This window comes from Xanthobacter luteus (genome assembly GCF_040049235.1).
Lineage (GTDB): Bacteria > Pseudomonadota > Alphaproteobacteria > Rhizobiales > Xanthobacteraceae > Xanthobacter.
Genome location: NZ_JBDZDO010000001.1, coordinates 443,621 through 461,303, shown reverse-complemented (window position 1 = coordinate 461,303; position 17,683 = coordinate 443,621). Strand labels below are relative to the sequence as shown.

At 70.3% G+C, this 17,683-nt stretch carries 16 protein-coding genes and 1 tRNA gene; 16 read left to right on the top strand and 1 reads right to left on the bottom strand.

The window, feature by feature from the left end; all coding sequences use genetic code 11:
• Window positions 1-498: 498 nt before the first annotated feature.
• From ABLE88_RS02310 to ABLE88_RS02280, 7 genes are all read left to right on the top strand, one after another.
• Complete coding sequence (locus ABLE88_RS02310; protein ID WP_348829792.1) at window positions 499-975, top strand: hypothetical protein; 477 nt, start codon at window positions 499-501, stop codon at window positions 973-975.
• A 97-nt stretch (window positions 976-1,072) separates the two neighbouring features.
• Window positions 1,073-3,268: a YadA-like family protein gene (locus ABLE88_RS02305; protein ID WP_348829791.1), complete on the top strand. Its 2,196-nt coding sequence runs from the start codon at window positions 1,073-1,075 to the stop codon at window positions 3,266-3,268.
• 11 nt (window positions 3,269-3,279) lie between these two features.
• Window positions 3,280-3,912: an invasion associated locus B family protein gene (locus ABLE88_RS02300; RefSeq protein ID WP_348829790.1), complete on the top strand. Its 633-nt coding sequence runs from the start codon at window positions 3,280-3,282 to the stop codon at window positions 3,910-3,912.
• 83 nt (window positions 3,913-3,995) lie between these two features.
• Window positions 3,996-4,646: a hypothetical protein gene (locus ABLE88_RS02295; RefSeq protein WP_348829789.1), complete on the top strand. Its 651-nt coding sequence runs from the start codon at window positions 3,996-3,998 to the stop codon at window positions 4,644-4,646.
• 422 nt (window positions 4,647-5,068) lie between these two features.
• The gene (locus ABLE88_RS02290; protein ID WP_348829788.1) at window positions 5,069-5,338 is read left to right on the top strand and encodes a hypothetical protein; all 270 of its coding nucleotides are present in this window, start codon (window positions 5,069-5,071) and stop codon (window positions 5,336-5,338) included.
• A gap of 101 nt (window positions 5,339-5,439) precedes the next feature.
• Window positions 5,440-5,745, top strand: coding sequence for an ETC complex I subunit (locus ABLE88_RS02285; protein ID WP_348829787.1), 306 nt, complete (start codon window positions 5,440-5,442; stop codon window positions 5,743-5,745).
• A gap of 135 nt (window positions 5,746-5,880) precedes the next feature.
• A tRNA-Arg gene (locus tag ABLE88_RS02280) sits at window positions 5,881-5,957 on the top strand.
• Window positions 5,958-5,967: 10 nt separating this feature from the next.
• Here ABLE88_RS02280 and ABLE88_RS02275 read toward each other — a convergent pair.
• Window positions 5,968-6,249: a hypothetical protein gene (locus ABLE88_RS02275; protein ID WP_348829786.1), complete on the bottom strand. Its 282-nt coding sequence runs from the start codon at window positions 6,247-6,249 to the stop codon at window positions 5,968-5,970.
• Window positions 6,250-6,392: 143 nt separating this feature from the next.
• On the opposite strand from ABLE88_RS02275, the gene ABLE88_RS02270 reads away from it, so the two are divergent.
• The 9 genes from ABLE88_RS02270 (at window position 6,393) to ABLE88_RS02230 (ending at window position 17,501) form a co-directional block, all read left to right on the top strand.
• On the top strand, window positions 6,393-8,165 hold the full coding sequence (locus ABLE88_RS02270; protein WP_348829784.1) for a potassium/proton antiporter: 1,773 nt from the start codon (window positions 6,393-6,395) through the stop codon (window positions 8,163-8,165).
• Window positions 8,166-8,280: 115 nt separating this feature from the next.
• Window positions 8,281-8,562 carry a hypothetical protein gene (locus ABLE88_RS02265; RefSeq protein ID WP_348829782.1) on the top strand — a complete coding sequence of 94 codons (282 nt, stop codon included), beginning with the start codon at window positions 8,281-8,283 and terminating at the stop codon, window positions 8,560-8,562.
• A gap of 150 nt (window positions 8,563-8,712) precedes the next feature.
• Entirely contained in the window at window positions 8,713-9,924 is a 1,212-nt protein-coding gene (locus ABLE88_RS02260; protein WP_348829781.1) for an efflux RND transporter periplasmic adaptor subunit, read from the top strand.
• 6 nt (window positions 9,925-9,930) lie between these two features.
• Complete coding sequence (locus ABLE88_RS02255; RefSeq protein ID WP_348829780.1) at window positions 9,931-13,056, top strand: efflux RND transporter permease subunit; 3,126 nt, start codon at window positions 9,931-9,933, stop codon at window positions 13,054-13,056.
• A gap of 212 nt (window positions 13,057-13,268) precedes the next feature.
• Window positions 13,269-13,499 carry a hemin uptake protein HemP gene (locus ABLE88_RS02250; protein WP_510182837.1) on the top strand — a complete coding sequence of 77 codons (231 nt, stop codon included), beginning with the start codon at window positions 13,269-13,271 and terminating at the stop codon, window positions 13,497-13,499.
• A 250-nt stretch (window positions 13,500-13,749) separates the two neighbouring features.
• Window positions 13,750-15,504, top strand: coding sequence for an ArnT family glycosyltransferase (locus ABLE88_RS02245; RefSeq protein ID WP_348829779.1), 1,755 nt, complete (start codon window positions 13,750-13,752; stop codon window positions 15,502-15,504).
• Window positions 15,501-16,424, top strand: coding sequence for a phosphatase PAP2 family protein (locus ABLE88_RS02240; RefSeq protein WP_348829778.1), 924 nt, complete (start codon window positions 15,501-15,503; stop codon window positions 16,422-16,424). The genes ABLE88_RS02245 and ABLE88_RS02240 overlap by 4 nt, the downstream gene beginning before the upstream one ends.
• Complete coding sequence (locus ABLE88_RS02235; RefSeq protein ID WP_348829777.1) at window positions 16,421-17,179, top strand: glycosyltransferase family 2 protein; 759 nt, start codon at window positions 16,421-16,423, stop codon at window positions 17,177-17,179. The genes ABLE88_RS02240 and ABLE88_RS02235 overlap by 4 nt, the downstream gene beginning before the upstream one ends.
• Entirely contained in the window at window positions 17,169-17,501 is a 333-nt protein-coding gene (locus tag ABLE88_RS02230; protein ID WP_348829776.1) for a lipid-A-disaccharide synthase N-terminal domain-containing protein, read from the top strand. The genes ABLE88_RS02235 and ABLE88_RS02230 overlap by 11 nt, the downstream gene beginning before the upstream one ends.
• The last annotated feature ends 182 nt before the right edge of the window (window positions 17,502-17,683 follow it).

Below are 17,683 nucleotides of genomic sequence, written 5' to 3'. Positions count from 1 at the left end.
GCCGGCGAAGTCAACATCCTGAAGCAAATGATGCGTGTGCTTTACATTGGTGTGAATGTTCGGAGGCGAACACCGGAAGGCTATGGTCCTTCTGCGTTCCGAGATGCTCTCAAGTGCGATAGTATATTTATGATAAAATGTAGTTGAATTTAAATTGCATCGCGCCGGCGTGCGGCGTTCTAAAGGCTTGATTTGTCCGTGCGTAGTGGAATGCGTATCGTTCCACAGTCCAACCCATCGCGTTGCGAATGTCGTGCGTTCAGCTCCCGCGCCATGGGCGCGGGCGGCGGGGCCGACGTCGGGGGCTGTCATGTCATTCAATGTCCTGGAAGGGGTCAGCGCGATGCGCACGCGCTGGCGCGCCTGTCCTTGGTCCCAGCGGCCGCTCGTCCGCAGGCGGTCGGGGGCCGGCCGCGAAGCCGGGCAGCCCAAGGCGACCCCGGCCAAATCATCCTTGCATTCGGGCCGCGCCCGCCTCCCGTCGGAGGGTGCGTCCGCATGCACGCCTTGCTGAATCGGCTCTCCGCCCCGCGTCTGTCCCGGGAGACCCTGGCGCGCCTGGAGCAGCGGGTCGTCGCCTTCGAGCGCGCCATGCAATGCGGCCGCGCGCCCGACTGGACCGACCGGGACATGGAGCTGATCTTCGCGCATTACTTGCTCGGCCTGGTCTTCGCGGTCCGGGGCCGCGCCCCGTCCGGCGCCCAGATGGCGCTGTTCCGGCGCCTCGCCGCTCTGGTGCTGCCGCGCGCGGCCATCGCGCGTGTCGTCCATCTCGCGCCGCCGGCCAACGGCTCCGCCATCGCGCGCGTCGTGGCGGCGGCGGAAGAGGCGGGCCGCCACGACGGCGGCCGCATCGCGCGCGGGCACGCCGGGCAAATCGAACTCGAACCCATCTCATCATCCAATGCCAAACCGCGGGAGAGCGGCTGTGGGTACAGGATCGCAGACCATGAAAGCCGCGCCGGCGCGTGCTGAGCGCCGCCGGCGGACAAAGAAGGGCGCGGCCCTTTTTCTTTCGAAGGTCCTCGTCATTCGGCACGGCCGGCTCGGATTGGGGCTCGGCCTCGGCGCAATGGCGTCGTTGCCGCTCGCGATGCAGGCCGCCTCTGCGGGCGGCTACGTGATCGGCAGCACCAGCGCGGCCAATGCCGGCCAGACCAATTTCTGCCTGACGTCGGACGACCCCGCCTCGTCCGCCGCGGTGTGGAGTTGCCAGACACGCACGCCCTCGGGCGGCATCGCCTGGGTCAACGGCGTCGTCGGCAACGCCTCCACGGTCCAGGCCGCCAATCTCGCCGGCAACGCGCCGGGGGCGAACGCGCTCGCCATCGGCACGCCGACCACCTCGGCGCAGACGCCGGACAGCACCGCCATCGGCTCGGGCGCGCAGGTGCTGCTCGGCACGGCGACCCGGTCCGGCAATGCCGGCCTCGGCAGCTCCTCGATCGCCCTCGGCACGGGCGCGATCGCCGGCGTGGTCGACGGGGGGACGACCTACGGCACCGCCAACGCGGTCGCCATCGGCGCGAACGCACGCGCGGAGACGGACGGCGCAGCCGCGTTCGGCGCCGGAGCGCAGGCGCTTGGCGCCGGCGCGGTGGCGCTGGGCGCCAACAGCAGCGCGACGGCGGCCGGCGGCGTCGCCATCGGCGAGGGCTCGGTGGCGAATACCGCGGCGGGCGCCAAGGGCTATACGCCCATCGGCACGCCGGCCGGCGCCCAGAGCGCGGTCGACGCCACCACCAGCACCCGGGGCGCGGTCGCCGTGGGCGATCCGTCCAAGGGCCTGTACCGGCAGGTCACCGGGGTCGCGGCGGGCACCGCCGACAGCGACGCGGTCAATGTGGCGCAGCTGAAGTCGGTCTCGGCCGACGTCAGCAACCTCGCCGACCGCGCCGTCACCTATGACGGCGCCCTGGGGTCGGCGAAGGACAAGATCACGCTCGCGGGAACGAGCGGCACCACCCTTGCCAACCTGAAAGCGGGCGCGGTCTCCGCCGGATCCATGGAGGCGATCAACGGCGCGCAGCTCTACGGCGCCTCCCAGAGCGTGGCGGGCGCCCTCGGCGGCGGCGCCGGCGTCGACGCCAACGGCAAGGTGACCGCGCCGAGCTACACCATCGGCGGCAGCAGCTATTCCAATGTGGGGGACGCCTTGGGCGCGGTGAATGGCGGCCTCTCGTCCCTCACCACCCAGGTCGCGTCCGTGAACACCCAGATCTCGTCCATCAGCACGCAGATCACGTCGATCACCAACGGCGGCGGCATCAAGTATTTCCACACCAGTTCGGCGGGCGGGGACAGCCAGGCCACCGGTGCGGAGAGCCTCGCCATGGGCGGCGGCGCGCTCGCGTCCGGCACCGGGGCCCTGGCTGGCGGCGCAGACGCCCAGGCAACCGCCGAAGGGGCCACCGCCCTCGGCCGGGGCGCGGTCGCGGGCAATGCGGGCGACGTGGCGCTCGGCGCCGGCTCCATGACCCTGGCGGCGGTGCAGACCTCCACCATGACCGTGAACGGGCAGACCTATGCGGTGGCAGGCACCGCCGCGAGCACCGTCTCCGTCGGTTCGGCGGGCGCCGAGCGCACCATCACCAACGTCGCCGCGGGGCGGGTCGAGGCCACCTCCACGGACGCCGTGAACGGGTCCCAGCTCTACGCCACCAACAAGGCTCTCGAGGCGACGGCCTCCAGCATCGGCGCGCTCGGCAAGAACGCCCTGCAGTACGACACCGATCTCGGCGGCAACAAGCGGAACTCCGTCACGCTGCAGGGCGGCGATCCCAACGCCCCGGTGGTGATCTCGAACGTCGCCGCCGGAGTGGGCGGCACCGATGCGGTCAACGTGGCGCAGCTGAAGACCGGGCTCGGCGACACGCTGAAATCCGCCACCAGCTACGCCGACGAGCGCTCCGCTTATGCCATCCAGACCGCCAACACCTATACCGATCAGAAGGCGTCGCAGACGCTCCAGCAGGCCAACAGCTATACCGACCGCAAGTTCGCCATGCTCAACGAGTCCATCGGCGACGTGCGCTCCGAGGCGCGCCAGGCGGCGGCCATCGGCCTTGCGGCGGGCTCGCTGCGCTATGACGACCGGCCCGGCAAGATCAGCGCCGCCATCGGCGGCGGCGCCTGGGGCGGCCAGGGGGCGGCGGCGGCCGGCCTCGGCTACACCAGCGACGATCAGCGGGTGCGCGCCAACATCTCGGGCACCAATGCCGGCGGCAATTGGGGTTTCGGCGGCGGCGTGAGCTTCACCCTCAACTGAGCGCAGCGGCCATGCCCCTCTCCCTCCGCCTCCTCCCCGCCGCGGCCACTCTGCTCGCGGCCCTGATGTTCACCGGCGGCACGGCGCTCGCCGCCGGCAAGGCCAAGAAGGCCGAGCCCGCGGCGCCGCAGACCCCGGCCGAGAGCCTGACGCCCGGCTATGCGGTGAAGCCCTCCGAGGTGGTGCCCCCCGAGGGCGTGCCCCTTGGGCAATACCGGCGCACGATCCAGCCGTTTCCCAACTGGACGCTGATCTGCGACGAAAACCTCTCGAAGAAGCAGCGAGTCTGCAACATCTCGCAGGTCATCTCCGGCCCCGCCGGGGCGACGGTGTTCAGCTGGTCGCTGGCGGCGACGCAGGACGGCCTGCCGTTCATGATTCTGCGGACGCCGCCGGGGCTCGGCTCCACCGGCGCCATCGACGTCGACCTCGCCGACGGATCGCCCGCATTGTCGGTTCCGGCGAAGGGGTGCGACGCGCAGCTGTGCATCGCCTATCTGCCGCTGGAGAAGCGCCTGCGCGCCGCCATGGAGAAAGGCGCGACGGTGAAGATCTCCTACGTCGCCCTCAGCGCCGGCACGGTGCAGGCGCTGTCCTTTCGCGTGCCGTTCGCGGGGCTCACGCGCGCCCTCGCGGCCATCTGACGCCCATGCCCAAGTCGAGCTTCCCGCCCCCTCAGCACAGCGACAGAGCCATGCCAGGGAAGAAGAGCATCCATGATCGGATCATGGGCGGCCGTCCCCATTGGGCCGGCGACGACGGCGCGCCCGCGTCCGCGCGGCGGTCGCTTCCCCGCGGCCTCCTTCTCGCGGGACTTGCCGTCGCGCTGCTCGCCGTCGGCGGTATAGGGGGCCTGCTCTTCGCGCGCGGGCTCGGGTTCGACCCGGCCTCGGCCGTCAACGGCAAGGCGCAGGTGGCGACGCGCGGGACGCCCGCGGGCGCGTCCGACCCGTTCTCCGCTTTTGCCGCCGCGGCGGGCGTGAAGACCTGCGCGCAGACCTATGCGAAGCTCGGCAGCGCGCTCATCGCCGGCGCCCAGTTCGTGTTCCAGACCCAGACCTCGGCGACCGATCCCGACCGTCATGTCCTTCAAGGCACTATCGGCATGCGCTTTGAGCCCAATGCGGGCTTCACGGGGCAGGGGGCGGGCGTGGTGCTCGCCGCGCCGAATGGGGCGAACTGTGAGGGCAATTCGGTGCACGTGGTCGCGCTCAAGCAGAGTTGCGAGGCCTCGGTGGCGCTGCTGCCGGCCGGCAGCAAGGCGATGCCGCCATTGTCGGGCCTTGCCTTCTTCGCCCTGCCCAAGGGCGAGCACACGTTGCTCCTTCCGGTCGGCACGGGCTGCGTCGCCATCACCGCAGTGCGCGTGGGCGCCTGATCGGCCCGCGTCGGCGCGGCGCGGGCGCGCCTGAGAGCGGCGTCGGCAAGACAGGGGCAGGTGCTGGCGCGGGGCTCCGCCCTGGCGCCCGCGAACCGCCCGGCGAAGCGTGCCGGACCGGCGGCATCTCCCATCGCGCCAACGGGAACAGGCGCCGTAGCGGTGGCGCGCCGGCCTGTCCCGGCGCGCCGTGATCGTCCCCGTCCGGCGCCGCCCACGCGGTCTCCCGACGGTTGAGGGGGGCCTGTCCCCGGCGTCGCAGCCGCGCATTCCGCCGTGCGAACGGGCAACACAATCCCCCGGCCGTCGCGCGCACACGGTCCCGGCACTTGCATTCGGCGCCCGCCTGCGGCTCATGGGCGCCCGGACCCGGGGCACCGGAAACCCCGATGATCGATCTCGGTTCATCCAAGGAGCTGCTCATGAAACGTGTTGTGGTCACCCTCGCGGCACTGGCGGCGCTGGCGAGCCCGGCGCGCGCGGACACGGCGGAAGCGGGCCGCTGCGCCGCCAAGCTCTCCGGCGAGGCGCGGGCCATCTACAACGCGAGCGCCCCGCTCCTGGGGAAGGGCGCCGACGGGCGCGCCGTGGTCACCGAGCAGACCCGCAAGCTGGTGCTCTCGGGCAAGGTCAGCCACCTCACCGCCAACGTCGCGGCGATGGCGGCCGCCGACTGCCTGGTGCTGCGCTGACCGGGGGCGCGCCGGACGGTTGTCGGGCGCGCGCCGTCTCGCTATAGAACCATTTGAAAGAGCGGGCCGGGGCCCGCACGGCAAGCGGGCACGGGCACATCATGGTGGCACGCATCTACAAGCCGTCGCGCAACGCGATGCAATCGGGCGTGGCGAAGACCAAGAGCTGGGTGCTCGACTACGAGCCCGAGCATGCGCGCCTGGTGGAGCCGCTGATGGGCTACACGTCCTCGGCCGACATGCGCAGCCAGATCCGCCTCACCTTCGCGAGCAAGGAGGAGGCGGTGGCCTACGCCGAGAAGCGCGGCATCCCGTTCCGGGTGTTCGAGCCCCACGAGGCCGAGCGCAAGAAGATCTCCTATTCCGACAATTTCGCCTTCCGGCGCATGGGGCAGTGGACCCACTGACCGGCCGGCCGGCCGGAGGCGCGGCGCCGCGCGGCTTGAACGCTGCGGACGGCAACCACCGAGCAGGGGCCGCGCGCCCGCCCCGCTGCGCGGCGCTTCCATCGGCGGGCCCGGCCGACTAAAAGCACAGGAGCTGGCCCCGTAGCTCAGCTGGATAGAGCGAGTGCCTTCTAAGCACTAGGTCGCAGGTTCGAGCCCTGCCGGGGTCGCCAGCGTCCGCCTTCAGGCGATGTGCCGGATTTCCACCGGGGACACGGCATGCCGGCCTTTGCCGGAGGACGCGAGGAGGCCGAATCCCGCCACGAGGCGCGGATTGCCCCGCTCGCTGGCGAGGTCCAGGGCATAGACGCAGGCTCCCGCCGCCCATTCGCAGTCGGATCGCGCCATGTCCAGGGCGCAACACAGGTCGAAGCACACGGTCTCACCCTCCAACCGCACCTCGCCGCGTGGCGACATGACGAATGTCGTGATGAGATATGCTGCCGCGCAGCCAGCACGTGGCATGATGGATGATCCCTCGTGCGCAGGCCGAATCCCGGACCGGTTCAAGGATAACGCGCCTGGGAATGTGAAGGCTATCTTATTGTTGGCCGTATTATCGGTCGCCCTGCCGGCGGACAAGGGGCCGGGACGAATCGGAAAGGCGGATGGGATCGGTTGTCGTCTCCAATCTGGTGTTGCTGGTGGTGGCGGCGCTGGTCGTGGCGGGCACGCTGTCGAGCTTGCTCGCGGCGCGATTCGGCGCGCCCATCCTGCTCGTCTTCCTGCTCATCGGGGTGCTCGCCGGGGAGGCGGGGCCGGGCGGCATTCATTTCGACGACTACTGGGCCACCTATATGGTCGGCTCCGCGGCCTTGGCGGTGATCCTGTTCGATGGCGGGCTGCGCATGCGCATCGCCAGCATGCGCGGCGCGCTTGCTCCCGCTTTGGCCCTTTCCACGGTGGGGGTGGTGCTGACCGCGGCCCTGGTGGCGCTGGTGGCGGCGCCGCTGCTCTCGCTGTCGGCCATGGAGGCTTTCCTGGTGGGCGCCATCGTCGCCTCCACCGATGCCGCTGCGGTGTTCTTCCTGGTGCGGGCCCAAGGCCTCCATCTCGGCCGGCGGGTGGGCGCGGTGATCGAGATCGAATCGGCCACCAACGACCCGGCGGCGGTGTTCCTCACCGTCCTCCTGGTGGAACTGCTGACCTCCAATCTCGGCGATCTGGGGCTGGTGGTCCTGCTCGGCGTGATGCGCGAGCTGGCGGTGGGCGCGGCGATCGGGGTCAGCGGCGGCTTCGCGCTCGCCTGGCTCATCAACCGCGTGGATCTGCCGGGCGGGCTCCATCCCGTGCTCGTGGTGGCGTTCGCGGTGCTGATCTTCGCGGTCGCCTCGCTGCTGCACGGCTCGGGTTTCCTCGCCGTGTTCCTCGCCGGCCTCGTCATCGGCAACCGGCCGGTGCGCGCGCTCGCGCCCATCACCGGCTTTCTCGATACCGTCACCTGGCTGTGCCAGATCGTCATGTTCGTGATGCTGGGGATGCTGGTCTCGCCGGAGAAGCTCGCCGCCTATGCGCTGCCGGCCCTCGCGGTGGCGGCCTTCCTGATCCTGGTGGGCCGGCCGGCGGCGGTGTTCGCCTGCCTCGCGCCGTTCGGCTTCTCGCTGAAGGAAAAGACCTTCATCTCCTGGGCCGGCCTGCGCGGGGCGGTGTCGATCTTCCTCGCCACCATCCCGATGCTGGCCCATCTTCCGGGGGCGGAAGTCTATTTCAACGTCGCCTTCGCGGTGGTGTTCATCTCCCTGGTGCTCCACGGCTGGACCCTGGTGGCAGCGGCGCGGCGCCTCGACGTCGCGCTCACCGATCCGACCCCGCCGGTGCGGCGCTTCGAGATCGATCTGCCCGGCCAGATCGACCAGGAACTGGTCGCCTATCCGGTGACCGAGGGGACGCCGGCCGCCGGCGCCATGGCTCTGCCCGACTGGGCACGGCTGGTCCTCGTCATGCGGGGCGGTCACATCCTCACCCCCGAGGCCGCCGGGCCGCTGCGGGCGGGAGACTACGGCTACCTGCTCGTCCCTCCGAAGCGGGTGCTCGACCTCGACCGCATGTTCCGGCCGCGGGAGGTGACGGTGTTTCTCGACGTGGCGGCCTTTCCCTTCGTCGGATCGGTGCGCCTCGCCGACCTCGCCGACCTCTATGGCCTGCCGGTGCCGGAAAGCGAGCGCGGCCTCACCATCGCCGAGGCGTTCGCCGACCGCTCCGACGGCCATCCCTTTGCGGGCATGCGCATCGGCGTCGGCGACGGCGCGGTGATCGAGGTGCGCGAGGTGGACGAGCACGGGGTGAAGACCGCGGTCCTGCGGCTCGAGCCCAAGGGCTTCCGGCGGGGCCTCGCGACGGTGCGCCGGCTGTTCGGTCGTCCGGTGGTGGACGACGACTGATGGCGTGCCACGCTCCTGCCTTGTCCGCACGAAAGGATCGCCAAGCTAAGATACATGGCGGCGCGCGACGCCGGCCAAGGGTGCATGACGGCGCGCGGCGCCGGCGGGTGGGTTCATGCGACTTTTCATGAGGCGGCGCGGCGAGGAGGGGGAGGGCGGCCGCGACGCGGCCCGCGCCCTGGCGGATCTCGCCCGGCGCGTGCTGGCGCTGGACGAGGAGGCCACCGTCTCCATATCCGAGATCGCCTGCGGCGACCCGGCCTGCGGCGGCGCCGAGACGGTGGTGCTGGTGATGCGGCCCGGGCGGCGCACCGAGGCCGCCAAGGTCAAGTGCCCCATGGCGCAGGTTACCGAAGAAGACTTGCGGACGGCGTTGCGCCCCCTTGCGGAGGCATGAGGCGTGTCCGATCACGGGGTTGTCAGACGGTTGCCCGTTGCCGCCATGCCGCAGCGCGGCCGATAAGTTGCCACGCGCGCCATCGCAGGCTGGGGCTATAGTGCCCTGCGGTTGTGTGTTTACCGGCGCTCAGCGCCGTTCGAGGGTTAGATGTTGCAGCACACCAACAGGCCGGACGGGGAAGCGCAGGTCACGGTGCCGGCGGAAAGGGCCACCAGCGACCGGTCGCGCCGCGGAAGGTTGGTCCTGGCGCTGTTGGTGATCGCCGCGGCGGGCGGCGGCTATTATGGCTGGTCGCACGGCTGGTTCTCGACCGGCCCCGCGGCCAACGCCCAGGTGGCTCAACCGCCGCGCCGGGTGGCCGTGCTCACCGCCGTCGCGGTCCGCAAGCCCATGCCGATCCGTCTGCAGGCGCTCGGCACCGTGGAGGCGATCGTCACCGTTCCCATCCGCTCGCGCGTCGCCGCCAGCGTCGACGCCGTGCGCTTCGCCGACGGCGCCTCGGTCAAGGAGGGCGACGTGCTGTTCGAGCTCGACGCCCGGGTGGTGGATGCGCAGATTCGCCAGGCCGAGGCCACCCTCGCCAGAGACAAGGCCCAGCTCGACAAGGTGCGGCGCGACGTGGAGCGCTATACCGGCCTTGCCGCGCGTAGCGCCGTCTCCCAGGTGCAGGTCGAGGATGCGCGCACCGCGGTCGACGTGCAGGACGCAACGGTCCAGCAGGACGAGGCGAACCTTCAGTCGCTGAAGGTGCAGCGCGGCTATTACACCATCCGTGCGCCGGCGACCGGGCGCATGGGCGTCGCCACGGCGCGGCCCGGCACCGTCATCCGCGTCGAGGACGTCCTCGCCACGGTGCGGCAGACCAGCCCCATCTATGTCGCCTTCGGGGTGCCCGAGCGCTATATCGGCGACCTCAGGGCCTCCAAGGACGCCAGGGTCTCGATCTCCCTCCAGGGCAGCGGCGAGACCGTGGACGGCGGTCGGGTGGCGGTGCTCGACAACACGGTGGATCCGCAGACCGGCACGCTCACGGCCCGCGCGCTGTTTGCCAACGAGGACGAGCGCCTGTGGCCGGGCACCCTGGGGGCGGTCACGGTGACGCTGGGCCAGCAGAGCGGCGTGGTGGCGGTGCCGGCGGAAGCGATCCAGAACGGCCAGAACGGCACCTTCGTGTTCGTGCTCGACGGCGACGTCGCCAAGGTGCGTCCGGTTTCCGTGGCCCGCACGGTGGACGGCGAGGCGGTGGTGACGAAGGGCCTTGAGGGCGGGGAGACCGTCGTGACCGACGGCCAGCTCTCGCTGCGCAACGGCGCGCGCGTGAGCGTCAAGAACCAGCCCCGCCCGGCGGCCGGGAGCTGAACGGCCATGTTCCCGGAACTGTGCATCCGCCGACCGGTCATGACGACGCTCATGATGCTGTCGCTCGTGGTGGCGGGCCTGTTCGCCTATCGCCAGCTTCCCGTCGCGGCGCTCCCGCGCGTGGACTTCCCCACCATCACCATTTCCGCGACGCTGCCGGGCGCGAGCCCCGAGACCATGGCGACCGCGGTGGCGACGCCCATCGAGCGGCAATTGTCGACGGTGGCCGGCATCAGCTCGCTCACCTCATCGAGCACGCAGGGGTCGAGCTCCATCACGGTGCAGTTCGACCTCAGCCGCAACATCGACGATGCCGCGCTCGACGTGCAGTCGGCGCTCTCGGTGGCGCAGCGCCAGCTGCCCGACGAGATGACCACCCCGCCGAGCTTCCGAAAGGTCAATCCGGCCGATGCGCCGGTGCTGCTGCTGGCGATTTCGTCCGAGACGCTGCCGCTCTCCTCGGTCAACGAATATGCCGACACTTTGATCGGTCAGCAGATCTCGCAGCTGTCGGGGGTCGCGCAGGTGCAGATCTTCGGCAGCCAGAAATATGCCGTGCGCATCCGCGTCGACCCGGCGGCGGCGGCGGCGCGCAACATCTCGGCGGCGGACATCCAGGGGGCGGTGGAGGCGGCGGCGTCCAACACGCCGCTGGGCGTCCTGTCCGGCACCAAGCAGACCTTCACCATCGATCTCGGCACCCCCAAGGCGGACGCCGAGCTGTTCCGGCGCCTGGTGGTGGCCTGGCGCAACGGTGCGCCGGTGCGGCTCGACGAGATCGGCAGCGTCACCAACGGCGTCGAGAATGAGCGCGTGGCGAGCTGGTTCAACGACGAGCGCGCGGTGATCCTCGCGATCTACCGCCAGCCGGACGCCAACACCGTGGCGGTGGTGGACGAGGTGCGCCAGCGTTTGCCGCAGTTCCGCGCCCAGGTACCCGGCTCGATCAACATCTCGGTGCTGAACGACCGCTCGGTCTCGATCCGCGAGGCCGTGGCCGACGTGCAGAAGACGCTGATGGAAGCGATCTTCCTGGTGGTGATGGTGATCTTCCTGTTCCTGCGCAACGTCCGGGCGACCCTGATCCCCTCGCTGGCGCTGCCGCTGTCCATCGTCGCCACCTTCGCCGCCATGTGGGTGCTGGACTATTCCATCAACAACATGACGCTGCTGGCGCTGACTTTGTGCGTCGGCTTCGTGGTGGACGACGCCATCGTCGTGCTGGAGAACATCTATCGCCACATCGAGAATGGGGAGCCGCCCTTCAAGGCCGCCCTGCTCGGCTCGCGCGAGATCGGCTTCACCATCATCTCGATGACGCTGTCGCTGGTGGCGGTGTTCATCCCGGTGCTGTTCATGAGCGGCGTGCTGGGGCGGGTGTTCCGCGAGTTCGCGGTGACCATCTCGGTGGCGATCCTGGTCTCCGGCTTCGTCTCGCTGACGCTGACGCCCATGCTGTGCGCGCGCGTGCTGAAGGCGCCGGACCACCACAAGACGCCCAACCTGTTCATGCGCGTGACCGAGCGCATGTTCGAGTCCTGGCTCGCCGCCTATCGCGTCAGCCTCGACTTCGTGCTGCGCCACCGGCCCTTCATGCTGGTGGTGACGTTCGCCACCATCGCCGCCTCGATCTATCTCTACATCATCATCCCCAAAGGCTTTTTCCCGCAGGAGGACAACGGCTTCATCACCGGCACGGTGGAGGCGGCGACCGACAGCTCCTTCGACGCCATGGTCGAACGCCAGAAGAAGGTGGCGGCGGCGGTCAGGGCCGACCCGAACGTCGCCTATCTGGTCTCCACCGCCGGGGCGACCGGCATCAGCCGCACCACCAACAGCGGGCGCATGTTCATCGCCCTCAAGCCGCGCTCGGAGCGCAAGCTCTCCGCCTTCGAGGTCATCCAGGACCTCAGGAAGCGCGTGGCCGAGGTGCCGGGCGTCAGGGTGTTCTTCCAGGCGGTGCAGAACATCAATGTCGGCGGCGTCGCCTCCAAGAGCCAGTTCCAGTACACGCTCCAGAGCTCGGACACCGAGGCGCTCTATGCCAACGCCAACGCGATGGAAGAGCGCCTTTCGGCCCTGCCGGGGCTGCGGGACGTGACCTCGGACCTGCAGATCTCCAATCCCCAGCTCACCATCGACCTCAACAAGGACAAGGCGGCCGCGCTCGGCATCACCGAGCAGAAGCTGCGCGATGCGCTCTATACCCAGTTCGGCACGCGCCAGGTGGCGACGCTGTTCACCCCCGCCAACCAGTACGCCATCATCGCCGAGGTGCAGCCCCGCTTCCAGCAGGATGCGGGCGACCTCTCGCGGGTCTATCTGCGGACCGCCTCCGGCGCGGTCGTGCCGCTGGAGACGGTGGCGGACATCCGCCGCACCGTGGGTCCGCTGCAGGTGGCGCACCAGCAGCAGCAGCCGGCGGTGACCATCTCCTTCAACCTCGCGCCGGGGACGTCGCTCGGGCAGGCGGTGGACGAGATCCGGGCGGCGGAGCGCGACGCGGGCCTGCCGGCGAGCATCGCCACCAGCTTCCAGGGCACCGCGCAGGTGTTCCAGGACGCGCTGTCGAGCCAGCCGTTCCTGCTGCTGGCGGCGGTGGTGGTGATCTACATCATGCTCGGCATCCTGTATGAGAGCTTCATCCACCCCATCACCATCCTCTCGGGCCTGCCCTCGGCGGGCATCGGGGCGCTGATCACGCTGATGGCGTTCGGCATGGAGCTGTCGGTGATCGCCATCATCGGCATCATCATGCTGGTGGGCATCGTCAAGAAGAACGCGATCATGATGATCGACGTGGCGCTGGACCGGCGCCGCAACGGCTACGCCGCGCTCGACGCCATCCGCGAGGCGGCGCTGCTGCGCTTCCGCCCCATCATGATGACGACGCTCGCCGCCATCTTCGGCGTGCTGCCCATCGCGCTCGGCGCCGGGGCTGGCTCGGAGCTGCGCCAGCCCCTCGGCATCGCGGTGGTGGGCGGCCTGCTGGTGTCCCAGTTGCTGACGCTCTTCATCACGCCGGTGATCTATCTTTATCTCGACCGGCTCGACGGGGTGGTGAACCGGGCGCTCGCCGGCGGGGCCGGATCGGGACGCGCGGCGGCGCCGGAACGGACCCCCGCCGAATAGTCTTTCCTTGAGCCATTCCAATCCTTGCGGCCGCGCCAGCGGTTTCCGTCAAGAAATCACGCGTCATTTCACGGCGCGTGTTGAATCACGTCCCTGATTATATTATTCAATGAATCAGCCATTGAGATTTCACTGTCGAATGCTTCCAAGCTGCTGCGATCTTCTTGTGATTCCAGGGGGTCTGGCGCTGTTTAAATTTGGAGTAATTCCAGATGTCCAGGCATGAGCACGTGCGCGGTCTCTGGCGGGACCTTTCGGGGGGCGAAGACGGCGCTTCGGACCCGATGGCGCCGGCCGGGGCGGCGCGCGCCCTTCCCATGATCAACGCCCAGATCGACAGCCGGGACCTGTTCGCGGCCGAGCGCGTCATCACCATTGCCCATGGGGACCAGGTCTATCAGCTGCGCCTGACGGCCCAGAACAAGCTGATCCTGACCAAATAGGCGCGGCGCCGGAGCGTCGCGGCGGCCGCCGATGCGGGTGGCTTCGGCACGCGCGGGCCGTGGCTTGGCCGACGGCATCATATTACCCCAGATCAAAGCTCCGGGGGCGCGCGGCGATTTGCGCCTTTCCTTCGCCGCCTTCCTTTGCGAGTAGCTCCGCCCGCGCGACGGGACCGGGCGCGCCCACCCTTTCCGGGCAGGGCGTTTCTGCTATTGTCCGCGCCCAATTCGAGCGGATCCTATAGAGCGCATGGCCATTTCTGAGCCCGCCTCCGGCAACGGACGGGCCTTCGAGTTCGACCTCCCGCGGCGCCTCGACCGGGCGCTCGACGCCGCCTGCGCGCGCCACCACCGCGCCTGCCTCACGCTGCTTGTTGCGTGTCTTCTCGCGTTCCTTCCCGGGTTTCTCACCCTGTCGCCCATCGACCGCGACGAGGCGCGCTTCGCCCAGGCGACGAAGCAGATGCTGGAGAGCGGCAATTACGTCGACATCCGCTTCCACGACCAGGCGCGCCACAAGAAGCCGGCCGGCATCCACTGGCTCCAGGCGGGCGCGGTGCGCGCGAGCGAGGCGGTGGTCGGCCCCTCGGCCCGCAGCGCCATCGGCGCCTACCGCATCCCCTCGCTCCTCGGCGCCATCGGCGCGGTGCTGCTGACCTATTGGAGCGCGCTCGCCTTCGTCGGCCGGCGCGGGGCGCTCCTCGCCGGGCTCATGATGGCGACCTCGGTGCTGCTCGGGGTGGAGGCGCGCCTCGCCAAGACCGACGCGGTGCTGCTGTTCACCATCGTCGCCGCCTTCGGCGCGCTCGCGCGCGCTTATCTGGGCACGGTGGCGGCGCGCGCGCGGGGGGAGGGGGCGCCGGCGGGCGACCTCGGCCTTGCCGCCATCTTCTGGACCGCGCTCGCCGCCGGCATCCTCATCAAGGGGCCCATGGCGCCGCTGTTCGTGGCGCTGCCGATCCTGGTGCTCGCCATCATCGAGCGCTCCGGCGCCTTCCTGCGGCCGCTGAAGCCGCTGATCGGCCTCGCCTGGTGCCTGCTGCTGGCCTTGCCGTGGTTCGTCGCCATCTATTACGTCACCGCCGGCGCCTTCTACGAGCACGCGGTGGGCGTCGACATGCTGGGCAAGGTGACGGAAGGCCAGGAAGGCCATTGGGGCCCGCCCGGCACCTATCTTCTGGCGGTGTGGGGCACCTTCTGGCCGGCGATCGTCCTGGTCGCCCTGGCGGCGCCGTTCGCCTGGCGCGCCCGGCGCGAGCCGAAGGTGCGCTTCCTGCTCGCCTTCGTGCTGCCCACCTGGATCGCCTTCGAGCTCGCCGCCACCAAGCTGCCGCATTATGTGCTGCCGCTCTATCCGGCGCTCGCCATCCTGGCCGCGCTCGCCATCGAGCGCGACGCGCTCGCCAAGGCGGGAACGCGCCTCGGCGAGCTGGTGCGGCTGTGGCCGATCCTCGCCATCGCCATCGGCGCGGCGCTGATCGGCCTCAACGTCTGGCTCGGCTCCGGCCTCGGGGTCGCGGCTTGGCCGCTGATCGCCGCGGCGGCGGTGCTCACCTGGTGGGCGGCGCTGGTCTTCCGGCGCGTCGGCGCGCCCGGCGCCTTCCTCACCGCGGCGGTGGGCGCGCTCGCGCTCTATTTCGCCGCCTACCAGCTGCTGCTGCCGAACATGCGGGGGCTGTGGGTCTCCGAGCGTCTCGCCGCGGTCGCCAAGGCCGAGGGCTGCCCGGCATCGCGGATCGCCAGCGCGCCCTACCAGGAGCCGAGCCTCGTCTTCCTGGTGGGCACCGACATCAAATTCATGCCCGCGGCGCTCGCCGCCGACCATCTGAAGCAGGGCGGCTGCGCCCTCGCTTTCATCGAGAACCGGGTCATGGGGCCGTTCCAGATCCGCGCCGCCGCCATCGGCCTGAAATACCGCGCCGTCACCACGGTGGAGGGCTTCGCCTATAATGGCGGGCGTCCGGTGGCGGTAACGGTGCTGCGCTCCGAGGAGCCGGGCCCGTGAGCCCGGCGCACGGGCCTCCGGCCGTCCGGTTCCTGCGCGAAGCGGGGCAGGGCCTTGCCGCCCTCCTCGCCGCGCTCGTCGGCACGCTCGCTTATCTGAGGGCGCGGCCGCGCAGGCGCCCCGCCCCGCGCCTCGGCCTTGCCGGCGCCTGGGAGGCGATCGCCCTCGCGCTCCTGGTGGTGGGGCTGGTGGCGGCGGCCATGATCCTGGTCGACCCGGCCATTCCCGGCCTGCGCCTCAGGCTGCCGCGCGGGCTGGTGGAGCTCGCCGACCGCCTCACCGACCTCGGGCTCGGCACCGTCATCCTGTGGCCGCTCGGCCTCGCGCTCCTTTATGTGCTGGCGCTGCAGCCGCGGCTCGACGCCTTCGGCCGGCGCGTCGCCGCGAGCCTCGTCGCGCGGCTCGGCTTCCTGTTCCTGTCCATCGCCACGGTGGGCCTGTCGGTGGCGATCGCCAAGCATTTGCTCGGCCGGGCGCGGCCGCAGGCGGCGTTCTTCCTGCCGGGGCCGCACGCCCAGCTCACCTTCGACTGGCTGGCCTGGAAGTCCAACTTCGCCTCCTTCCCCTCGGGCCATTCCACCACGGTGTTCGCCACCGCGATCGCCTTCGCCGCGCTCTATCCCCGCGCGCGGGGCTGGCTGATCGCGCTGGCGGCGGTGGTGGCCTCCACCCGCGTGGTGCTCGGCTCCCATTATCCGAGCGACGTGATCGCTGGGGCGGCGCTCGGCACCGCCTTCGTGCTCGTCATGGTGAAGGTGTTCGCCGCCCGCCGGGTGGTGTTCGCCGTCGCCGCCGACGGACGCATCGCGCCGATGGCGGGGCCGTCGGCGCGGCGGCTCGGCAAGGTGCTGTTTCCCAGGGCGCCCGGCGCATCCAACGGCGCCTCCGGCGGCGCCTCCCTCGAAGAGGCGAGATCGTGAACGCTCCCTTCCAAGGTTTTCCGGCGACGCCCCGGCTCTCGGTCGTCATCGCGGTCAAGGACGAGGCGGAGAACATCGCTCCGCTGGTGGCCGAGATCGATGCGGCGCTGGCCGGCGAGGCGTTCGAGATCGTGTTCGTGGACGACGGCTCGACCGACGGCACCGCCGAGGCGCTGAAGCAGGCGGCGGCGAGCCGGCCCCATCTGCGCATCCTCACCCATGCCGCCTCGTGCGGGAAATCGGCCGGTGTCGACACCGGCGCGCGGGCGGCGCGCGGCGACATCCTGCTGCTGCTGGACGGCGACGGCCAGAACAACCCCGCTTACCTGCCCGAGATGGTGCGCGCCATGGACGAAGGCGGCCCCCGGGTCGGCATCGTCCAAGGCGAGCGGCAGGGGCGCAAGGACACGCGCTTCAAGCGCTTCCAGTCGCGCTTCGCCAATGGCGTGCGGCGCTCGATGCTGAACGACGACACCATCGACACCGGCTGCGGCCTCAAGGTGGTGCGGCGCGAGGTGCATCTGCGCCTGCCGGTGTTCGACGGCCTGCACCGCTTCATGCCGGCCCTCGTCAAGCGCGAGGGCTACGAGGTGCGTGTCGTCAAGGTGGTGGACCGTCCGCGCTGGCACGGGCAGTCCAAATACGGCTTCTGGAACCGCCTGTGGGTCGGCATCGCCGACCTCGGCGGCGTGTTCTGGCTGATCAGGCGGCGCCGCGTGCCGCAGCTCGTGGATGAGAGTATCGATGCTCGTTGAACTCGCCCAGGCCGTCGGCGACTATCTGCACGACGTCTTCGTCGCCCAATTGGACTGGTGGGTGGTGCTGGGCTTCGTCGCCCAGTTCATGTTCACCATGCGCTTCGTGGTGCAGTGGATCGCCTCCGAGCGCGCGCAGCGCTCGGTGATCCCGTTCGCCTTCTGGACCTTCTCGCTGGGCGGCGGCACGCTGCTGCTGATCTACGCGCTCTACCGGCGCGACCCGGTGTTCATCGCCGGGCAGGCCCTGTCCACCTTCATCTATATCCGCAATCTGCAGTTCGCCTTGCGCGAGCGCCGGGCGAGCAGCGCGGTGACCTGAGGGCGGCCGCGGAACTGCCGTCATCCCCCGGCTTGTCCGGGGGATCCACTTTGCGGCTTGGCGGGCGCTCGTTCTTCGAGCGCAGCGCGGGCGGCCCGGTGGATGCCCCGGAGAAGCCGGGGCATGACGGAGCGCGAAAGCGGCGCGCGGCCGTGAAACGGCGGCCTGCCGGCTCAGCCGGC

Bases quoted from the DNA above. Each gene is read 5' to 3' on its own strand.
- ABLE88_RS02310 (WP_348829792.1), top strand. From the start codon at position 499: ATGCACGCCTTGCTGAATCGGCTCTCCGCCCCGCGTCTGTCCCGGGAG.
- ABLE88_RS02305 (WP_348829791.1), top strand. From the start codon at position 1,073: ATGGCGTCGTTGCCGCTCGCGATGCAGGCCGCCTCTGCGGGCGGCTAC.
- ABLE88_RS02300 (WP_348829790.1), top strand. From the start codon at position 3,280: ATGCCCCTCTCCCTCCGCCTCCTCCCCGCCGCGGCCACTCTGCTCGCG.
- ABLE88_RS02295 (WP_348829789.1), top strand. From the start codon at position 3,996: ATGGGCGGCCGTCCCCATTGGGCCGGCGACGACGGCGCGCCCGCGTCC.
- ABLE88_RS02290 (WP_348829788.1), top strand. From the start codon at position 5,069: ATGAAACGTGTTGTGGTCACCCTCGCGGCACTGGCGGCGCTGGCGAGC.
- ABLE88_RS02285 (WP_348829787.1), top strand. From the start codon at position 5,440: ATGGTGGCACGCATCTACAAGCCGTCGCGCAACGCGATGCAATCGGGC.
- ABLE88_RS02275 (WP_348829786.1), bottom strand. From the start codon at position 6,249: ATGCCACGTGCTGGCTGCGCGGCAGCATATCTCATCACGACATTCGTC.
- ABLE88_RS02270 (WP_348829784.1), top strand. From the start codon at position 6,393: ATGGGATCGGTTGTCGTCTCCAATCTGGTGTTGCTGGTGGTGGCGGCG.
- ABLE88_RS02265 (WP_348829782.1), top strand. From the start codon at position 8,281: ATGCGACTTTTCATGAGGCGGCGCGGCGAGGAGGGGGAGGGCGGCCGC.
- ABLE88_RS02260 (WP_348829781.1), top strand. From the start codon at position 8,713: ATGTTGCAGCACACCAACAGGCCGGACGGGGAAGCGCAGGTCACGGTG.
- ABLE88_RS02255 (WP_348829780.1), top strand. From the start codon at position 9,931: ATGTTCCCGGAACTGTGCATCCGCCGACCGGTCATGACGACGCTCATG.
- ABLE88_RS02250 (WP_510182837.1), top strand. From the start codon at position 13,269: ATGTCCAGGCATGAGCACGTGCGCGGTCTCTGGCGGGACCTTTCGGGG.
- ABLE88_RS02245 (WP_348829779.1), top strand. From the start codon at position 13,750: ATGGCCATTTCTGAGCCCGCCTCCGGCAACGGACGGGCCTTCGAGTTC.
- ABLE88_RS02230 (WP_348829776.1), top strand. From the start codon at position 17,169: ATGCTCGTTGAACTCGCCCAGGCCGTCGGCGACTATCTGCACGACGTC.